9 protein-coding genes and 1 tRNA gene are annotated in these 15,555 nt (G+C 59.2%); 6 read left to right on the top strand and 4 right to left on the bottom strand.

Annotated elements, in window-relative coordinates:
- The first annotated feature begins 62 nt into the window (after positions 1-62).
- The gene (locus AB6729_RS03860) at positions 63-5,906 is read left to right on the top strand and encodes a choice-of-anchor D domain-containing protein (RefSeq protein ID WP_371080242.1); all 5,844 of its coding nucleotides are present in this window, start codon (positions 63-65) and stop codon (positions 5,904-5,906) included.
- Between the two features lie 30 nt (positions 5,907-5,936).
- Here AB6729_RS03860 and ribB read toward each other — a convergent pair whose 3' ends face one another.
- A complete protein-coding gene (gene ribB / locus AB6729_RS03865) occupies positions 5,937-7,094 on the bottom strand; it encodes a 3,4-dihydroxy-2-butanone-4-phosphate synthase (RefSeq protein ID WP_371080243.1) in 1,158 nt (385 codons plus the stop codon).
- Between the two features lie 112 nt (positions 7,095-7,206).
- On the bottom strand, positions 7,207-7,434 hold the full coding sequence (locus AB6729_RS03870; protein WP_083344693.1) for a hypothetical protein: 228 nt from the start codon (positions 7,432-7,434) through the stop codon (positions 7,207-7,209).
- Between the two features lie 159 nt (positions 7,435-7,593).
- On the opposite strand from AB6729_RS03870, the gene AB6729_RS03875 reads away from it, so the two are divergent.
- The 3 genes from AB6729_RS03875 (at position 7,594) to AB6729_RS03885 (ending at position 9,793) form a co-directional block, all read left to right on the top strand.
- The gene (locus tag AB6729_RS03875) at positions 7,594-9,009 is read left to right on the top strand and encodes a sulfatase-like hydrolase/transferase (RefSeq protein ID WP_371080244.1); all 1,416 of its coding nucleotides are present in this window, start codon (positions 7,594-7,596) and stop codon (positions 9,007-9,009) included.
- A 61-nt stretch (positions 9,010-9,070) separates the two neighbouring features.
- Positions 9,071-9,157: transfer RNA gene (locus AB6729_RS03880), tRNA-Leu, on the top strand.
- A gap of 105 nt (positions 9,158-9,262) precedes the next feature.
- The gene (locus AB6729_RS03885) at positions 9,263-9,793 is read left to right on the top strand and encodes a DUF4149 domain-containing protein (RefSeq protein ID WP_371080245.1); all 531 of its coding nucleotides are present in this window, start codon (positions 9,263-9,265) and stop codon (positions 9,791-9,793) included.
- 9 nt (positions 9,794-9,802) lie between these two features.
- Here AB6729_RS03885 and AB6729_RS03890 read toward each other — a convergent pair whose 3' ends face one another.
- Positions 9,803-10,147 (bottom strand): multidrug efflux SMR transporter, encoded by a 345-nt coding sequence (locus AB6729_RS03890; RefSeq protein WP_371080246.1) that lies wholly within the window; start codon positions 10,145-10,147, stop codon positions 9,803-9,805.
- Between the two features lie 26 nt (positions 10,148-10,173).
- The gene (locus AB6729_RS03895) at positions 10,174-11,334 is read right to left on the bottom strand and encodes a VWA domain-containing protein (RefSeq protein WP_371080247.1); all 1,161 of its coding nucleotides are present in this window, start codon (positions 11,332-11,334) and stop codon (positions 10,174-10,176) included.
- 87 nt (positions 11,335-11,421) lie between these two features.
- Between AB6729_RS03895 and AB6729_RS03900 the strand changes: the two genes are divergently transcribed.
- Both AB6729_RS03900 and AB6729_RS03905 read left to right on the top strand, forming a co-directional pair.
- Positions 11,422-13,248, top strand: a complete 1,827-nt coding sequence (locus tag AB6729_RS03900; protein WP_371080248.1) for a SpoIVB peptidase S55 — start codon at positions 11,422-11,424, stop codon at positions 13,246-13,248.
- A gap of 232 nt (positions 13,249-13,480) precedes the next feature.
- Positions 13,481-15,526 carry a hypothetical protein gene (locus AB6729_RS03905; RefSeq protein WP_371080249.1) on the top strand — a complete coding sequence of 682 codons (2,046 nt, stop codon included), beginning with the start codon at positions 13,481-13,483 and terminating at the stop codon, positions 15,524-15,526.
- Positions 15,527-15,555 lie beyond the last annotated feature (29 nt).

Below are 15,555 nucleotides of genomic sequence, written 5' to 3' on the forward strand. Positions count from 1 at the left end.
GTGCGGCCGGGAACCTGCCTGCGCATATGCGATTGAAATTCAGATTTTGTGCCTCTCTTACAGTGTTCCTTGCAATCGCAGGATTCGCCTGCGCGCAACAGGTATCACTGCTGGGGCTGCGCTCGCTGAACCACGCGGGAGCGTTCCGCTCCTTGAAGCAGGATGCTGCAGGAAATCTCTATACGCTGTTCGACGCCCATGACGGTGTCCGCATTCTGAAACTAAGCGCCGATGGATCGCAACTACTTGCGCAAACCCAGCTTGGCCAGGCAGGCGATACAGCCATCGCACTGGCACTGGACAGCACCGGCAACATTTACGTAACCGGCACATCAACTTCCACCGGAAGCCTATCCGGTACCAGCGGCGCAGCATTTCCCAGCCGCGCAGACAGCACAACCAATTCATTTGTCGCCCGCTTCTCACCCACGTTTACATTGCAGTGGTTGAGTTTCGCGGGCAGCGGCAAAACGGCCGTTACGGCCATTGATGCGACCACCTCTACCGTTTACATCACGGGCGGCATTTATGCGGCGACACTACCGGTAACCTCCGGTGGCATTCAGCAGGTACCCGCCGTGAATAGTAGCGGCAATGGTTTTGTAGAAGCATTCCATACGGCGAACGGCACGCTGCAATACGCAACCTACTTAACGGGTGCTAATGGTGACACGCAACCCGCTGCCATCGTTGCAGACAGTACCGGTGCGGCTTATATTGCAGGCACCACAACGGCCACTGGTTATCCCACCACATCGGCACTCACTCCCGTTATGCGCTATGCGGCGAGTTATCCCGTATCAGGGTTCGTAACGAAGCTGACTGCTGCTGGCGATGGCTTTCTCTTCTCCACCTTCATTCCCGGCAACGGATTGACCTCCGCTGCACTGGACGGCAGCGGTTCCTTGCTGCTTTCGGGCAACATCGCCCCTGGCCTGTTCCCTCTTACCGTTGCGCAACAGCCAATCGCCAGCGGCCTCAGCTATCAAAGCGCCGTGCGACTGTCGCTGGATGGGGCACAGGTCCTTTCATCCACGTTATTGGCACCCTCTTCCCTCACCTCGGTTTCATCCATCGCACCCGGTAACAACGGACAGGCATGGGTGTTTGCATCTTCGATCCCTGCTTCTCTACTGCCGGTGCAGCCGCTCGAAAACCTTGGAGATGCCGCAGCATTCCGCGTGGGGTCTGACGGTAAAGTGGACCGTATTACCCGTATCGGCGGGATTCCCGTCAACAATAGCGGTTACGCCAGCCTTCCCGTCACCGAGGGCGGCATTCTGTTGCAGAACTCCGGTCATGTTGCGCTTGCCGCTTCCATTGCGCCGACGCTTAGTTCTGAGCTGTTGCCAACGGAACATTACGACCTTGCACTGGCCCAGGCTCCAAACAACGTATTGCCTTCGACTGTGCGGGATGCGCTTCCTCTGGCAAGCTGCAGTGGAAGTGCATGTAGCGGGTCTGCCGCGCTTCTCGCCCAACTCGCGCCAGACGCCGTTACACCACAACTGGCATTGAGCATCGACGATCATCCCAATCTGGTTCTCCGCAATCTTGGACCTGCGGATGCAACTGGGGTGCAGATTAGCGCGACGAATTACATCGTGACCAACGGATGCGGCAGCACGTTGGCCGCCGGGGCCGAATGCAGTATTACGCTTGCTGGAACAACTGCGGGGTCCATCACGGTGCAGGCAACGAATGCGCCTGCATTCACAACCGCTCTCCCTTCCACATCACGTACCTCCGATGCGATCGTTGTGACGCCACATGCGTTGGATTTCGGGATCTCCACTGCTGCCAGCACTCCCAACACGCGCACGCTTACCATCCGTAACCTGAGCAATACGGCACAAACCTTTCTCTCTGCGCGGATCAATACAGGTTCCAGCGCCTACTCTCTTGCGCAATCGGCAAGTACATGCAGCACCACTACAGATGGCTTGCAGAAGACGCTTGCACCTAACAGTTCCTGCACCATTACGCTCGCGTTGACACCCTCTGCGATCAGCGGAAACGATGCCGCAGTCTCCGCCACATGGCAAGTAGGCAACTACGATATTCCGCTGACGGGCTATGCGCAGGCCGCTGCAACATCACTGTCTGCCACCACAATCGACTTCGGTCGCCAGTACGTAAACGGCATACGCACGCCGCGTTATCTGTATCTGAGCAACGCCAGCGATACCGCACAGGCACATGCCGCCGTAGCATCCACCAATGCCGTATTCACCGTGACCGATGAATGCTCTGCAATGCTGCAGCCACGCTCCATCTGCCGCATTGCCATCGGCTATCTCTCCACTGCAGCACCAGGCAGCGATGCTCTATCACTCGTGGTCGATGGCACAGCGGTCACAGTGTTGGGAGAAACATTACCCCAGCCCTCCATCACAGGCTCTTCCACAAATCCGAACCTGACTGTTTCCGCGACATCGCTGGTGTTCAGCGATCTGGTTACAGTGACAACCGCGTCCACCGCAGTCCAGACAGTGATCGTCGGCAATATCGGCGCGGTTGCCTTTGCGCTTCAGGTTGCCATCACCGGTGACTTTACGCAGACCACCGATTGCCCTGCGCTGCTAGCAGGTGGCGCTACCTGCAAGGTGAACGTTATGTTCACTCCATCTGCCGCAGGATTGCGCCAGGGATTGCTGGCAGTGACTGCAGGCTCAGCAGGACCGGCTTATGTTTCGCTTAGTGGTACGGGCACCGCCATCCTGCCGCAAAACAATGGCCTCGCCTACGGTGACATACCGCTCAATACACCATCCGTCCAATGGTTAAAGGTACAACAGGGATTCGTGTCGGCGACGGCATCGTCCAGCGATGCAGCGTACAAAGTCATCCTGGTCGAAGACATTGGCTATGGTCACGGCCAGCCCACAGCCAGCAGCTTTTCATCGACGGCGACAGGCTCATGCCTGAACTGCTGGCTCGGCATACAGTTTCAACCAGCAACAACCGGAACAGACATTGCCACGGTTTCCTTGAGTTCCTCAAGCGCTGGCAAACCTGCGTCCGTGGTCGTCAGCGGCAATGGTGTACCGCTGACGGGGTTAATCCTGACGCCTTTGACCGAAGACTTTGGTCCGATTGCGGTGCATACCACCAGCACCGCCACTGTATTTCAGCTGACCAACGCGACCTCCGCAGCCATCGCAACCATGGGCGCAACGATAACAGACGACTTCAATGCCAGCGCGGAGGCTACCGGAGGTATGTCCTGCGCTGCTGCCACGGTGCAGCCCGGTGCAAGCTGTTTCGTCCCGGTGCGCTTCGTTCCTACCGCAGCAGGGACACGCAGTGGCAAGTTAACTGTGCAGACTTCAACTGGCAACGCCACTGCAACTCTGACAGGAACCGGCTCGGACGATCCAGGAATCAGCTTCACTCCCGGAGAACTGCGTTTCGACAATGTGCCCGCCCTCACAGCGACACAACAGACGATCACGCTGACGAACACAAGCGTGATCCCCGAGAGCATCGGCACACCTGCCAGTAGCGACTCGCACTTCACGGTCAGCAGTGGTTGTTCCACCCTTGCGGCTGGCGCATCCTGCACGCTGACAGTTACCTATCAGGCGATAGCCGCGCTCAGCAGCGGTGTCCTTATCATTCCCGTTACCACATCGCCTGCCGGTGCCGCATCCACGGCGACATACGCCATTGCACTCACCGGTCAGTACACCTCGGAATCTGCGGGGATTCAGATCATTCCGGGGGAACACACCACCGTCAATTTCGGATCGGCTGCAACGAACAGTGTCGCCGAGAGTCGCGTGTTGCACGTGAATAATCTCAGTGGCAAAGCGCTGACGCTCAGCGTTGCAGCGCCACGTAACTTTTCCGTCGCGTCCAGTAACTGCGGAGGACTTGCAGTAGGCGGAAGCTGCGACCTGACAGTGCAGTTTGTGCCGCAAATCAGTGGCAGCATCACCGGTACTCTCTTCCTGTCAGGAACGCCGACCGATGGCTCAGCAACACAAAACGGCCTTGGATACCTCGAAGGATACGGCGAGGGCGTTGGAAACCTCAGCGTTACTGGCAATATCTCTCCCCTGGGCGTGCTGCAGTTTGGGCAAGCCACATCGGGGCAGACCGCATCGCAGACGCTTACCGTAACCAATCCCATAACTACAGGCGCTGGCACCGATATCACAGTCCGTCGCATCCGGTCTGAAGCGCCATTTCTTACTGAGAGCAACTGTGGACAGCCGCTTGCCCCGGGACAGAACTGCACCATCACCGTGGCGTATGCACCGGTGTATCAGGTGACCGGGAGTACGGCGCTGCTGACCGGGCGCAGTGATACCTCCAGCATCACCATAGAAAGTGATGCGAGCAATGCGCCCCAGTTCGTTGCATTGAGTGGGCAGGCTGCTCCAATCACATCGTCTACCGCGAGCAGCGGTGGAATTCTGCAGACCTATTCGCTCAGCCAGAGTTCACTTACTTTCGTCAACACAGCAGTCGGTGGCAGCTCCCCGGCGCAGATAATTGAACTGGCCAATACGGGTACGACCACAGTTCATATCCAGAAGCTCATTACGTCATCGGGCTTCATTGCTTCAGGCAACTGTGCCACGCTTTCTGCGGGGAATACGTGCAGTATCGTCGTGAACTATCAGCCGCAATCAACCGGCATGACAACCGGCACGCTGGAGATTCAGAGCGACGCAGTCGCATCTCTGGAATTCGTAACACTAGTGGGTACCGGCAGCGCGGCTTCTGTTTCTCTTACGCCGCAACCCATCGACTTTGGCCGCGTCCTGGTGGGTGCAAGCAGTTCTCAATTCGCGACGCTCACCAATACCGGCGCCGTCCCCGTCACGATGAATAGCGTGGGCATTGCAGGCGCGAACTTCTCGCTGGCAACGTCATCTTCTTCGTCGACCGCGTGTCCCACTTCTGGCGGCGCATTGAACGCAGGCGCATCCTGCACCGTTGCCGTTGTGTTCACACCGACCTCTACAGGTACACTCCGGGGCACACTGTCCGTCGCAACTTCGGCTACCTCGTTGCCGTTGCTGGTTGCATTGTCCGGTGTGGGTACTCAACCACTGCTCACTGTAACGCCAACCTCGCTCGGATTCGGTAATGTTCCCCTTGGCTCCAACAAGACGCTTTCGCTGACGCTGCGCAATGTCGGATCGGACCCTGTTGATGGTCTCGGATTCACTGCCAGTAAATACTTCAGCGTGACCAGCACCTGCGGTATCACGACGCTGAATGCGTCGTCGTCCTGCTCTGTGAGCATCACTTTTACTCCCTCCACCACAGGTGCCGTGAACGGCACGCTTACCATTCGAAGCACGGACCCGGCCTCGCCATTGAACGTCCCTTTAACTGCAAGTGGTATCGCGGGTGGCGGAGGTGGCGGACTTCTATTGACAGTGAATGGCGGCTCCAGTGCTTCGGTAACGGTACAGCAAGGCATTGCCGCGACCTACTCGCTCAGCGTTGCCCCCACAAACGGGTTTGCTGGCTCCGTCGCGCTTACCTGCACACCGGACGCTACCGTCGCGTATGCCACCTGTTCTCTATTGCCTTCTACGGTGACATTGAGTAGCGGGTCGCAATCATCCGTTGCCACCATCACGACTGTAACGGCCGTCAATTCGAACACTGCGAAGCTTGAGTCGAACTCCCGTGGTGGAATCGTCCTCGCTTGCATCCTGCCTGCGGGGGGAATGCTCCTCTGGCTGCGCCGCCGCAGGCTTCAGGGCATCCTTCCGTTGTGCCTGTTCTGCATCTCACTGATCGGTTGTGGCAGCGGGGGCGACCTGCGTATCCGTTATGTCGAACCCGGCACGTACACGTTCCACGTCACAGCGAGCGCCACAAACGGCACGCCAGCTTCGCAATCCGTCAAACTTACGCTTGTGGTAACCCCTCGAACCTAAAGCGGTTGCGAGCGCGATTAGCCTTCTGGATCAGACAGCTTTGACGACTTCGCTCATGGGAATTTGTTCTGCAATCTCGACACCAAAGCCCTGTAATGCGGGAACGTGTGTAGGACGCGATACAAGCAACCGCAGCCGATGAATCCCCAGGTCCGAAAGTATCTGCCCACCAATGCCGGTGTGCCGCAGCGTCTGCGTCTGATCCTTCCCGCGTGGCGCACCGTCACGATGCAACACCATGCGAGGCGGCGTCACCGTGCGGTCGATGCCAAAACCACGGCTGCCATTGTGGAGGTAGACCAGTGCACCGCGACCCTCTTCGCCAATCAGACGCAACGCCTTTTCAATGCTTTGCTTGCACTCGCAACTGTCATGGCAAAAGATGCCGCCCGCCAGACAATGCGTATGAACACGAACCAGTGGCGCTTCTGCACCGCCCGCAGCCGTGACGTCGCCCATGACGAGCGCGAGATGGCTTTCACCCTCCTCCACATCGCTGGCGTAGGCAATGGTGCGGAATTCTCCCCAGGGTGTGCGCAGCAGCGTCTCTGCCTCGCGATGAATGTAGCGCTCATGCTGTAGCCGATAGCGAATCAGCTCCGCGACGGTCAGCATCGCCATATCGTGTTCGCGGCAGAAAGTAACCAGGTCCGGCACCCGCGCCATGGTGCCGTCTTCGTTCATGATTTCGCAGATCACACCGGCAGGAATCAAGCCGGACATGCGTGCCAGATCGACGGATGCTTCCGTTTGTCCTGCCCGCACCAGCACGCCGCCCTTCCGAGCGCGCAAAGGAAACACATGGCCCGGACGCGCCAGATCGGCAGCGGTGCTTCCCGGATTCACCGCCGTAAGAATCGTATGCGCTCGGTCGGCAGCGGAAATACCCGTTGTTACGCCTTCGCGAGCTTCAATGCTCTCCGTAAACGCTGTGCCGAAGCGCGAAGTATTCTCGCTGGCCATGGGCAGCAGACGTAGATAATCGGCGCGCTCCTCGGTAAGCGTCAGGCAGATCAATCCGCGACCGTGCTTCGCCATGAAATTGATCGCCTCTGGCGTGACGTGTTCCGCCGCAAGGGTCAGGTCGCCCTCATTTTCGCGGTCTTCATCGTCCACCACAACGATCATCTTCCCCGCGGCAAACTGACGCAGCGCTTCCGGTACATCGACAAACGGGCTCTCAGGCATACGGCTCCAGTGTAATCTTCCCTTCTTTCGGATGCGCCAAGGAAAGAAAGGCTTCGAAAAAGCAAAGGGCTTCGCCCGAAGACGAAGCCCTTTCATTACTGATTTCAATTCCTTACAGGGTGGACTCGATTTCAAATCCCCACGCTTCTAACAGCGCCTCTGGAATGTACTTCGAGTTCTTGTTACGACGAGCCCACTCACGCAACCGCGTAGACCGCACATACTGGTCCGGGGTCAGCTTGTATTCCTTCACGATCAGCTCAAACGATGTCACCGTCGGGACGACCGGCCCAATCGGCTCCGGCTTGCCCCAGTTCGGATTGCCACGACGCTTCGCCATGCACGCTCCCTCACGTCAATTCGTTGGCCACTGCTCAGCGCATTTCGCGAACCCGCAGCCAACACCTTAGTATACCTCGATTTTGGCCTGATTCCAAGTCGAAGCACCCGCCCATCCTCACGGCACGCTAAGATGTCTATCGGAACAAGGAGTTGCCGATTGGATCGTCGGGATTTTCTTCGAAAAAGTGGAATTGCAGCAGCCGCACTGACCGCCAGCGGTGAGATGCCGGCCCAGCAGACGCCTCGGCGCCGACCGAACATCATCCTGTATCTTTCAGACCAGTTCCGGTGGGACTTTGTAGGAGCGAACGGAGCCAATAGTTCCACGCGGACTCCCAATCTGGATGCCATGGCGCGTCGCGGGACCAATTTCACGCACGCCATCACCAATCAGCCGGTCTGTGCTCCCTCGCGCTCGGTCCTGTTCACCAGTCGTTATGCCACGGAAACCGGTGTGTGGCAGAACGGCCCCGGAATGCGGCAGGATCTGCCCACACTGGCCGGCGAACTGCGCAAGGCTGGCTACACCGCAAACCTGATTGGCAAATGGCATCTGGCTCCCGGCAATGCAAAGCAAGGTGGTCCCGGTGCCGTGGCTCCGGAATGGCGCGGCGGGTTTGACGATTTATGGGAGGGTGCAAACGCGTTGGAGCATACCAGCCATCCCTATGAAGGCACTCTCTACGACCGCGATGGCAAGGAGATCACCTACAAAGACCGTTACCGCGTGGACTTTCTAACCGATCGCGCCGAACAGTTCCTGCGGCAGAAGCATGACAAGCCCTTCTTTCTCTTCGTGTCGCAACTGGAACCGCATCAGCAGAACGACCTGAATCGCATGGTCGGCCCCAAGGGATCGGCAGAGCGATTTATCAATGCCTACGTCCCTCCTGATCTGCGCGCATTCCCCGGTGATTGGCACCAGCAGTTGCCGGACTATTACGGAGCCTGCGAAAGCATTGATGCTTCTGTGGGCCGTTTGCACAACGTGCTGAAGGAAACCGGACAGGACGAAGACACCATCTTCATCTTCTTCTCAGACCACGGCTGCCACTTCATGACACGCAATACGGAATACAAACGCTCCACGCACAACAGCAGCATCCGTGTACCCATGATCATCGACGGCGCGGGCTTCAACGGAGCGCAGCAGATCAGCCAGCTCGTGGGCATCATCGATATGGCACCGACGCTGCTACAGGCCGCAGGCGTCCCAGTTCCCTCTTCATGGAAGGGTCGCAGTTTTCTGCCTCTGTTGCAGGACGGAGCCGCACGCACCGCATGGCCAGATCAGCAACTGGTACAGATCAGCGAGTCCATGACGGCACGTGCTCTTCGCACACAGGACTGGACCTATTGCGTAGCCGATATCTCCGGCGTCAGGAACGCCGCAAGTCCGCAGTACATGGAATGGCAGATGTACGACCAGCGCAACGATCCGCACGAACTGGTAAACCTTGCCGGACGCAAAGAGTATCGCGAAAAAGCGAAGGAGTTAAAGGCACTCCTTTTGGAACACATGAAGTATGCCGGTGAGAGCGCCGAGATTAAAGATGCGACGCTCTACCACTAACGCCACATCACCATCAGCATTCCACAGCACGAGCCTGCGGCGGACTCTACAATAGATGCAAGCCCGGATGGTGAAATCGGCAGACACAGCGGACTTAAAATCCGCAGACCGCAAGGTCGTGGGGGTTCAAGTCCCCCTCCGGGCACCACAATGATGAGAGTCGAGGCAGCAACTTTCCAGTCCGGGAAATGGACGGAAGGCAATATGCTTCCGCGCGAACAATGTAAGAACATCTCCCAAGTACACTGACTGTATGATCATCGCCGCGCGCATCTTTCGTCTGCTGGCTCTTGCTGTCTGGCTTGGTGGCATCGTCTATTTCGGAGCAGTCGTCGCGCCCGGTGCGGCCGGTATTTTTGGCACCACGGAGCGCTTCGCTGACTTCATTGGCCGCTCCATTCTTATGCTGCACATGATCGGCATTTACTGCGGCATTGTCATGCTGGTTGCGCTGCGGTTCCTGAATAACCGCGCCTTCAAGCCGCTGTGGCAGGGCGTGCTCATCCTGCTCATGCTAGTGCTTACGTTCGTATCGAATCGCGCCATCGTTCTGCCCATGGAACATGACCGCGCACTCGCAGGTGGCAACATCAGCATCCTGCTGCCGGATTCACCGCTGCGCAAGGACTTCGATGCGCGCCATCAGTGGTCCACACGTGTCGAAAGCACCGTGCTACTGCTCGGCATTGGACTGGCAGTGCTCATCGGCTGTGAAGCGGGCTTGCGCGAACGCATCACCACCGCGCCACCCAAACGCGTGTTCGATCTGGATGACGAAGCATAAGCGCTGTCTTCAGTGCGCCTGCGACTTCGAAAATATCTGGATGACCAGCACGCCGATGCAGATCAGCACAATGCCAAGCACTGCGGGAACATCAAGACGTTCGCGATACACGAGCCATCCCAGCAGTGAAATCAGCGTAATGCCAACACCGGACCAGATGGCATACACCACGCCCACCGGCATGGTGCGAAGTGCAATGGTCATGGAATAGAACGCGATGGCATAACCAATCACAACAATGACGGAAGGCCATAGTCGCGTAAAACCATGAGACGCCTTCAGCGCCGTGGTCGCGGAAGTCTCCGCGCCGATCGCAACGGCAAGAGCCAGCAGACTGGCAGTACGTGGAACCATGCTGCCAGTCTAGCTCCTACTGCTCACTACTCCACCGGCATACGCGCACGATATCCATCGCGCGCCATCACCGAATACTTCAGCTTCTTACTCTTCTCATCCACCATCGTCAGCGGCTGGCCTTCACGGTCCACCAACTCCACCTTGATCTTCCGGTACGTCCCATCCTGCGCCGTGTTGGTGGGGTGATACGTCAGCACATACTGGTTGCGGATCGAGTTATTGATGGAAGCAAACACCTCTGGAAACGCGCCCTGAAAGACGGGGAAATAGCTCTGCCCACCCGTCATCGCGGAAATCGTCTTCATCTGGTTATCCGCCTGCAGATAATCCATGCGTGTGATGGCGCCCATATTACCGCGTGAATCCGACAACTCACGCGCCAGCCCGCCGGTGCTTACGGTGTAAATCGTAATGTCCTTCGAGTCGCGAACCTTCTTGTAGATCTGGTCCAGGTTCAGCTTCGAAAATGTATCGCGCCCACTCGACACCAGGATGATGTATTTGCGCCCTTCAATGCGGCTCAACCGGTCCAGCGTTTCGGAGATCGCATCAAACTCGTTCGTATCGCTGAAGCCCGGAATCGTCAGCGATTGCAGCGCCTGAGCCGTCAACTGCTTGTCCTGCGTGAAATCCGTCAGGATGTGGGTCCTCAGGTCATACGTCACCACGGCGACGTAGTCTTCCTGCCGCAACTGCTTGAAGAACACATACGAAGCCTGCTGCATATCGCGGATAAACGCCCAGCTATTCGCCGCAAATTCCAGCAGCATCACCGCTGTTATGGGCTTCTGCTGCATGCGCAGATCGGTCAGTTTCTGCGGCACACCATCTTCCGTCACACGGAAGTTCTCCGGCTTCAGTCCCGGCACAAACTGCCCTGTCTTCTGCAACTGCACGCTCACATCCACCGTGACCACGGGCACATCCACGCGGATGGAGTAGTTCTCCAACTCCTTCGGGTTCTTTACCTTCTCCTGGTCCGGAGCGGGCGGTGGCGGTTCGTCCTCCTGCGCATTGGCGCGCTTCTTTTTCAGGATGACGGGAGAGTCCTGCTGCTGCGGACCGGCATCATCCGTCTGCGTGGGCGTAGTCGGCTTGGTCTGCGTCTGCTGTGCCATCGCTACTGCTGGCAGCAGCATTGTCGCGGCAACCATGGCAGCCAGTGTGTGCTTCGTTCTGCTCAAGACTTCGTCTCCCGAATCCGTTGGTGGTATCCCCTAGCCTAAACCCGTCGCGCCAGGTGCATCACGGGTATGGCACCAAGGCGAAACTTGGCACAGGGTACACTTGGCCCTACTGTGGTAGACGTGATTCTTCCCCGAAGGGCTACGCTGGCAGCGGTCGCACTGGCTGCCGTTTTGCCTATGGCAATCGCTGCGGCACAAAACGCCGTACAGCCGCCCCTGCACGCCGATCCGTTCCCTCTCTCCGAGGTCCATCGCGGCCTGCATGGCACTGCGTGGACTGTCTTTGAAGGCACTGACCCCGAACCTATGGACGTCGAAATCCTGGGTCGCCTGAAAGACGCCATCGGCCCGGGACAGGACATGATCCTTGCACGCCTCCACGGCGCCAAACCGGAATTCACTGGCGTCGTTGCAGGCATGAGCGGCTCGCCCGTTTACATTGACGGCAAACTCCTCGGCGCGCTCGCCTACCGTATCGGCCAGTTCAGCAAGGAACCCATCTGCGGCATCACACCCATCGGCAGCATGTTCCAGGTGCGCGACCTGCCAACGCTTGCACCGCCGACCATTGCCACGCCACTCAGCAAAGCCTCCGTCAGTGAGTCCAGTCCGGAGATCCACGCCATCGACACGCCGCTGGTCTTCAGCGGATTCTCTCCGGATACCGTCGCAAAATACGCAGACAACTTTCGTGCAATCGGCCTCGAACCCGTCAGCGGCATCGGCTCCGCATCGCCGGAAACACACCAGCCGCAACCCATCGTCCCCGGCTCAGCAGTTTCCGCAATCCTTGCGCGCGGAGACCTCAACGTAGCCGCCACTTGCACCGTCACTTACGTCGACGAGAAGCAACTCCTCGCCTGCGGTCATCCCATCACGCAGTACGGCAACATCTCCATCCCCATGACGAAGTCCGAGGTGATCGCCACACTCGCCTCTCCGATGAACGCCTTCAAAATCGTCAATTCCACGGAGACCGTCGGCTCGTTCACGCAGGACCGCGCGAATGCCGTCGCTGGCACCTTCGGCCGCACCGCTCGCATGATCCCTGTCAGCGTCGACATCTCACCGGAAGACGGCAGCGGCCTGCCCGCGCAATCATTGCACTTTGAAGTGCTGGACAACCGCCAACTCACACCGCAAGTCATGCTGGCCGCTGTTTATCAGTCGTTGAACCAGAACAACACCGCCGCCAACCAGATGAGCCTTCGCCTTACCGGCGACATTGCGCTGGAAGACGCGGAAGGCCGCCCCGGTACCGTGCATCTGGCCAGCACGTTCGCCGCCTCAGACAATCAACCCGCGGCACAGCTTGCCACACTTTCCTTCGCGCAGAAATTTCTCGCCGTCTTTGGCAACGATCTGGCACAACCCAAAATCACCGGCATCCAGCTTCACGCCATTGCCGTGCCGCGCCGTGAATCTGCTGAATTGGAAACCGCGCGCCTCAGCACCAATGAAGCGCAGCCCGGCGATACTATCCAGGTGGAAGCCACCATCCGCCCGTTCCAACGCCAGTCCCGGGTAGTGCGCATCCCCATCACACTGCCCACCACGCTCACGCCCGGCCCGCTGCGCATCTTCGTCAGCGACGGCCCTTCGCTGGACCGCCTGCTCACGCCGCCACCCGCCGCTGGCAGCGTAAACCTCGGCGTGCAGGATACCGTCGCGCAACTCAATCGCACCCACAGCAACGACCGCCTCTACGTCACGCTGCTCGACCACCAGACGCAGGCCGTCACCGCCGCCGCCGCTCTGCCATCGTTGCCGCCTTCCATCGCCAACGTGCTGCAGCCCATGCGCGGCACACGCCAGATCACCTTTACCTCTGAAACCGCCGCCGAAGCCGGTTCCGCACCTGCGGAGGCGCAATTCTCCGGCGCGGAGGTTCTCACCGTTCGCATCCGGTAAACATTTTCCCTGACGGTCTATGCGGAGAGTGGATGTCTGCGTCGTTTTCAATCAAGGAAAACGACATTCGCTATCCTTGATCGAAACCACAATGTTTTAGAGGCACGCCATCCGATACGCCGCAGCCATCCTGCTCGCCACCACCGCTCTCACCGCAACGGCACAAGGCACTCGCCAGTGGACGGAAAGCCGCTACGACGAGTTCGAGCGCGGCACTCCCACTAACGTCGCCATGCGCAACGATGGCCGTCTGGAACCGGCACCCGCGCTTCGCAGCATCGCCGCCACACCGGCAACTTTCCTGTGGTCGCTCGCAGCCGCTGGCACTGACCTTTACGCAGGGACCGGCGCACCCTCCGGCGGTTCACAACTCCTCAAAATCGACGCGAAAGGCGCCATCAGCACCGCCGCGTCCTTCAAGGAACTGAACGTCCAGGCCACGCTCGCTCTGGCAGACGGCAGCATCCTCGCCGCAACGTCGCCAGACGGCAAGGTCTATCGCGTCACCTCCGGCAACACCACGCCGCAGGTCATCTTCGACCCGACACAGACCACTGAGAAACCGAAATATCTCTGGGCACTAGCCTTGGCAAAGAATGGCGATCTGCTCATCGCCGCCGGTGCTCCCGCCACCGTCTTCCGCGTGTCGCTGCAATCAGCGAATGCCAAGCCACAACTGCTCTTCCGCAGCGGCGATCAGCACATCCGCTCTCTCGTAGTAGCGACGGACTGCACCATCTACGCGGGTTCTGACGGCGCAGGCCTCATCTATCGCATCTCGCCAGAGGGCAAACCCTTCGCGCTGTACGCCGCGCCCAAACACGAAATCACGGCGCTGGCACTCGACACCGCTGGCAACCTCTACGCCGCAGCCGTCGGCGATCGCAAACCACCTGCCCTGCCACCGCTTCCCGCATCTGGCCAACCCGCCGTGGCCATTACGATTCTGCAGCCCGGTTCGGCCATCTCCGCGGCAAGCAACTCCATCGTCCCCGACGGCTCCGAAATCTATCGCATCGCCCCAGACGGCACGCCGCTGCGCCTCGTCGCGCTTCAGCAGGATGTGGTCTACGCCCTCACCGTCCGCAACAATGCACTCTTCGCTGCCACCGGCAATCGCGGCCGCATCTACCGCATCGACACAACGCAGGCCAACACCTACACCGACATCGCGCACACTGAAGCCAGCCAGGTTACCGCCATTGCGCAAACGCCCTCTGGCCTCGCTCTGGCCACCGCTAACAGCGGCAAAATTCTGCAGGTGTCTGATATCGTCGCGGTCAATGCCACCTTCGTCTCCGACGTTTTCGATGCCTCCACTACTACGCGTTTCGGTCGAGTCGAAACCGAGGGCAGCGCCTCCGGCATTGACCTCTTCGTCCGTTCCGGCAACGTCGAAAACGCGCACGACTCCCTCGCGCATCTCTGGTCTGACTGGACACCCGTCAGACCCAACCAGACGCCGCTGCCTATTCCCGCGGCGCGTTACGTGCAGTGGAAGGCCGTCCTGCACCCCGGCACCCAACTCCGCTCTGTCGCGGTGAACTACCTCCAGCGCAACCTGCCGCCGCAGATAGATGACATCGCGGTACAGCCCGGCGCTCGTATCCCTAATGCCACAGCGGCAACGCCCGCAGGCAGCGGCAGCATCGCTATCGGCTTCCGAGGCGCACCTTCAGCGGCTCCGCCGCTCTCCATTGCAGAGACCAGCGCACCCCCCATCATCGCCACGCGCGACCGCAACGCCGTCACCGCCCGCTGGCTCGCGCACGACCCCAACAATGATCCTCTAACCTTTACCCTGGAATACCGCGACGTCCGCGAGACCAACTGGCACACGCTGAAGACCGACCTCCGCGAGCGCTCTTACAGCTTCGATTCTTCGCTGCTACCCGACGGCAACTACGAACTCCGCATCACCGCCACTGACGCTGCCGCGCACACCGTCGCCGATGCACTCACTGGCCAACGCACCTCCGACACCTTCACGATTGATACCACGCCACCCGTCCCTGGCCTGCTGACAGCCACCGTACAAAACGGCAAGCTCCACGCCACCTTCGAAGCCACAGACGCCACCAGCCCCATCGCTCGCGCCGAATACTCCCTCGACGCAGGCGACTGGCAATACCTGGAACCCACCGGCAGTCTAAGCGACAGCCTCACCGAGCACTACGACCTGACCCTCCCGGTTACAGGCACCGGTGAACACACCCTAGCTATCCGCCTAGCCGACCGAGCCGGAAACGCCACCAGCATCAAAGCGATTGCCAGGTAAGTGAGGGCCGAGAGAGTGTCGTCAGCCAA

It is taken from the genome of Terriglobus sp. RCC_193 (assembly GCF_041355105.1).
Lineage (GTDB): Bacteria > Acidobacteriota > Terriglobia > Terriglobales > Acidobacteriaceae > Terriglobus.

Bases quoted from the DNA above. Each gene is read 5' to 3' on its own strand.
- AB6729_RS03885 (WP_371080245.1), top strand. From the start codon at position 9,263: ATGATCATCGCCGCGCGCATCTTTCGTCTGCTGGCTCTTGCTGTCTGG.
- ribB (WP_371080243.1), bottom strand. From the start codon at position 7,094: ATGCCTGAGAGCCCGTTTGTCGATGTACCGGAAGCGCTGCGTCAGTTT.
- AB6729_RS03890 (WP_371080246.1), bottom strand. From the start codon at position 10,147: ATGGTTCCACGTACTGCCAGTCTGCTGGCTCTTGCCGTTGCGATCGGC.
- AB6729_RS03905 (WP_371080249.1), top strand. From the start codon at position 13,481: ATGCGCAACGATGGCCGTCTGGAACCGGCACCCGCGCTTCGCAGCATC.
- AB6729_RS03870 (WP_083344693.1), bottom strand. From the start codon at position 7,434: ATGGCGAAGCGTCGTGGCAATCCGAACTGGGGCAAGCCGGAGCCGATT.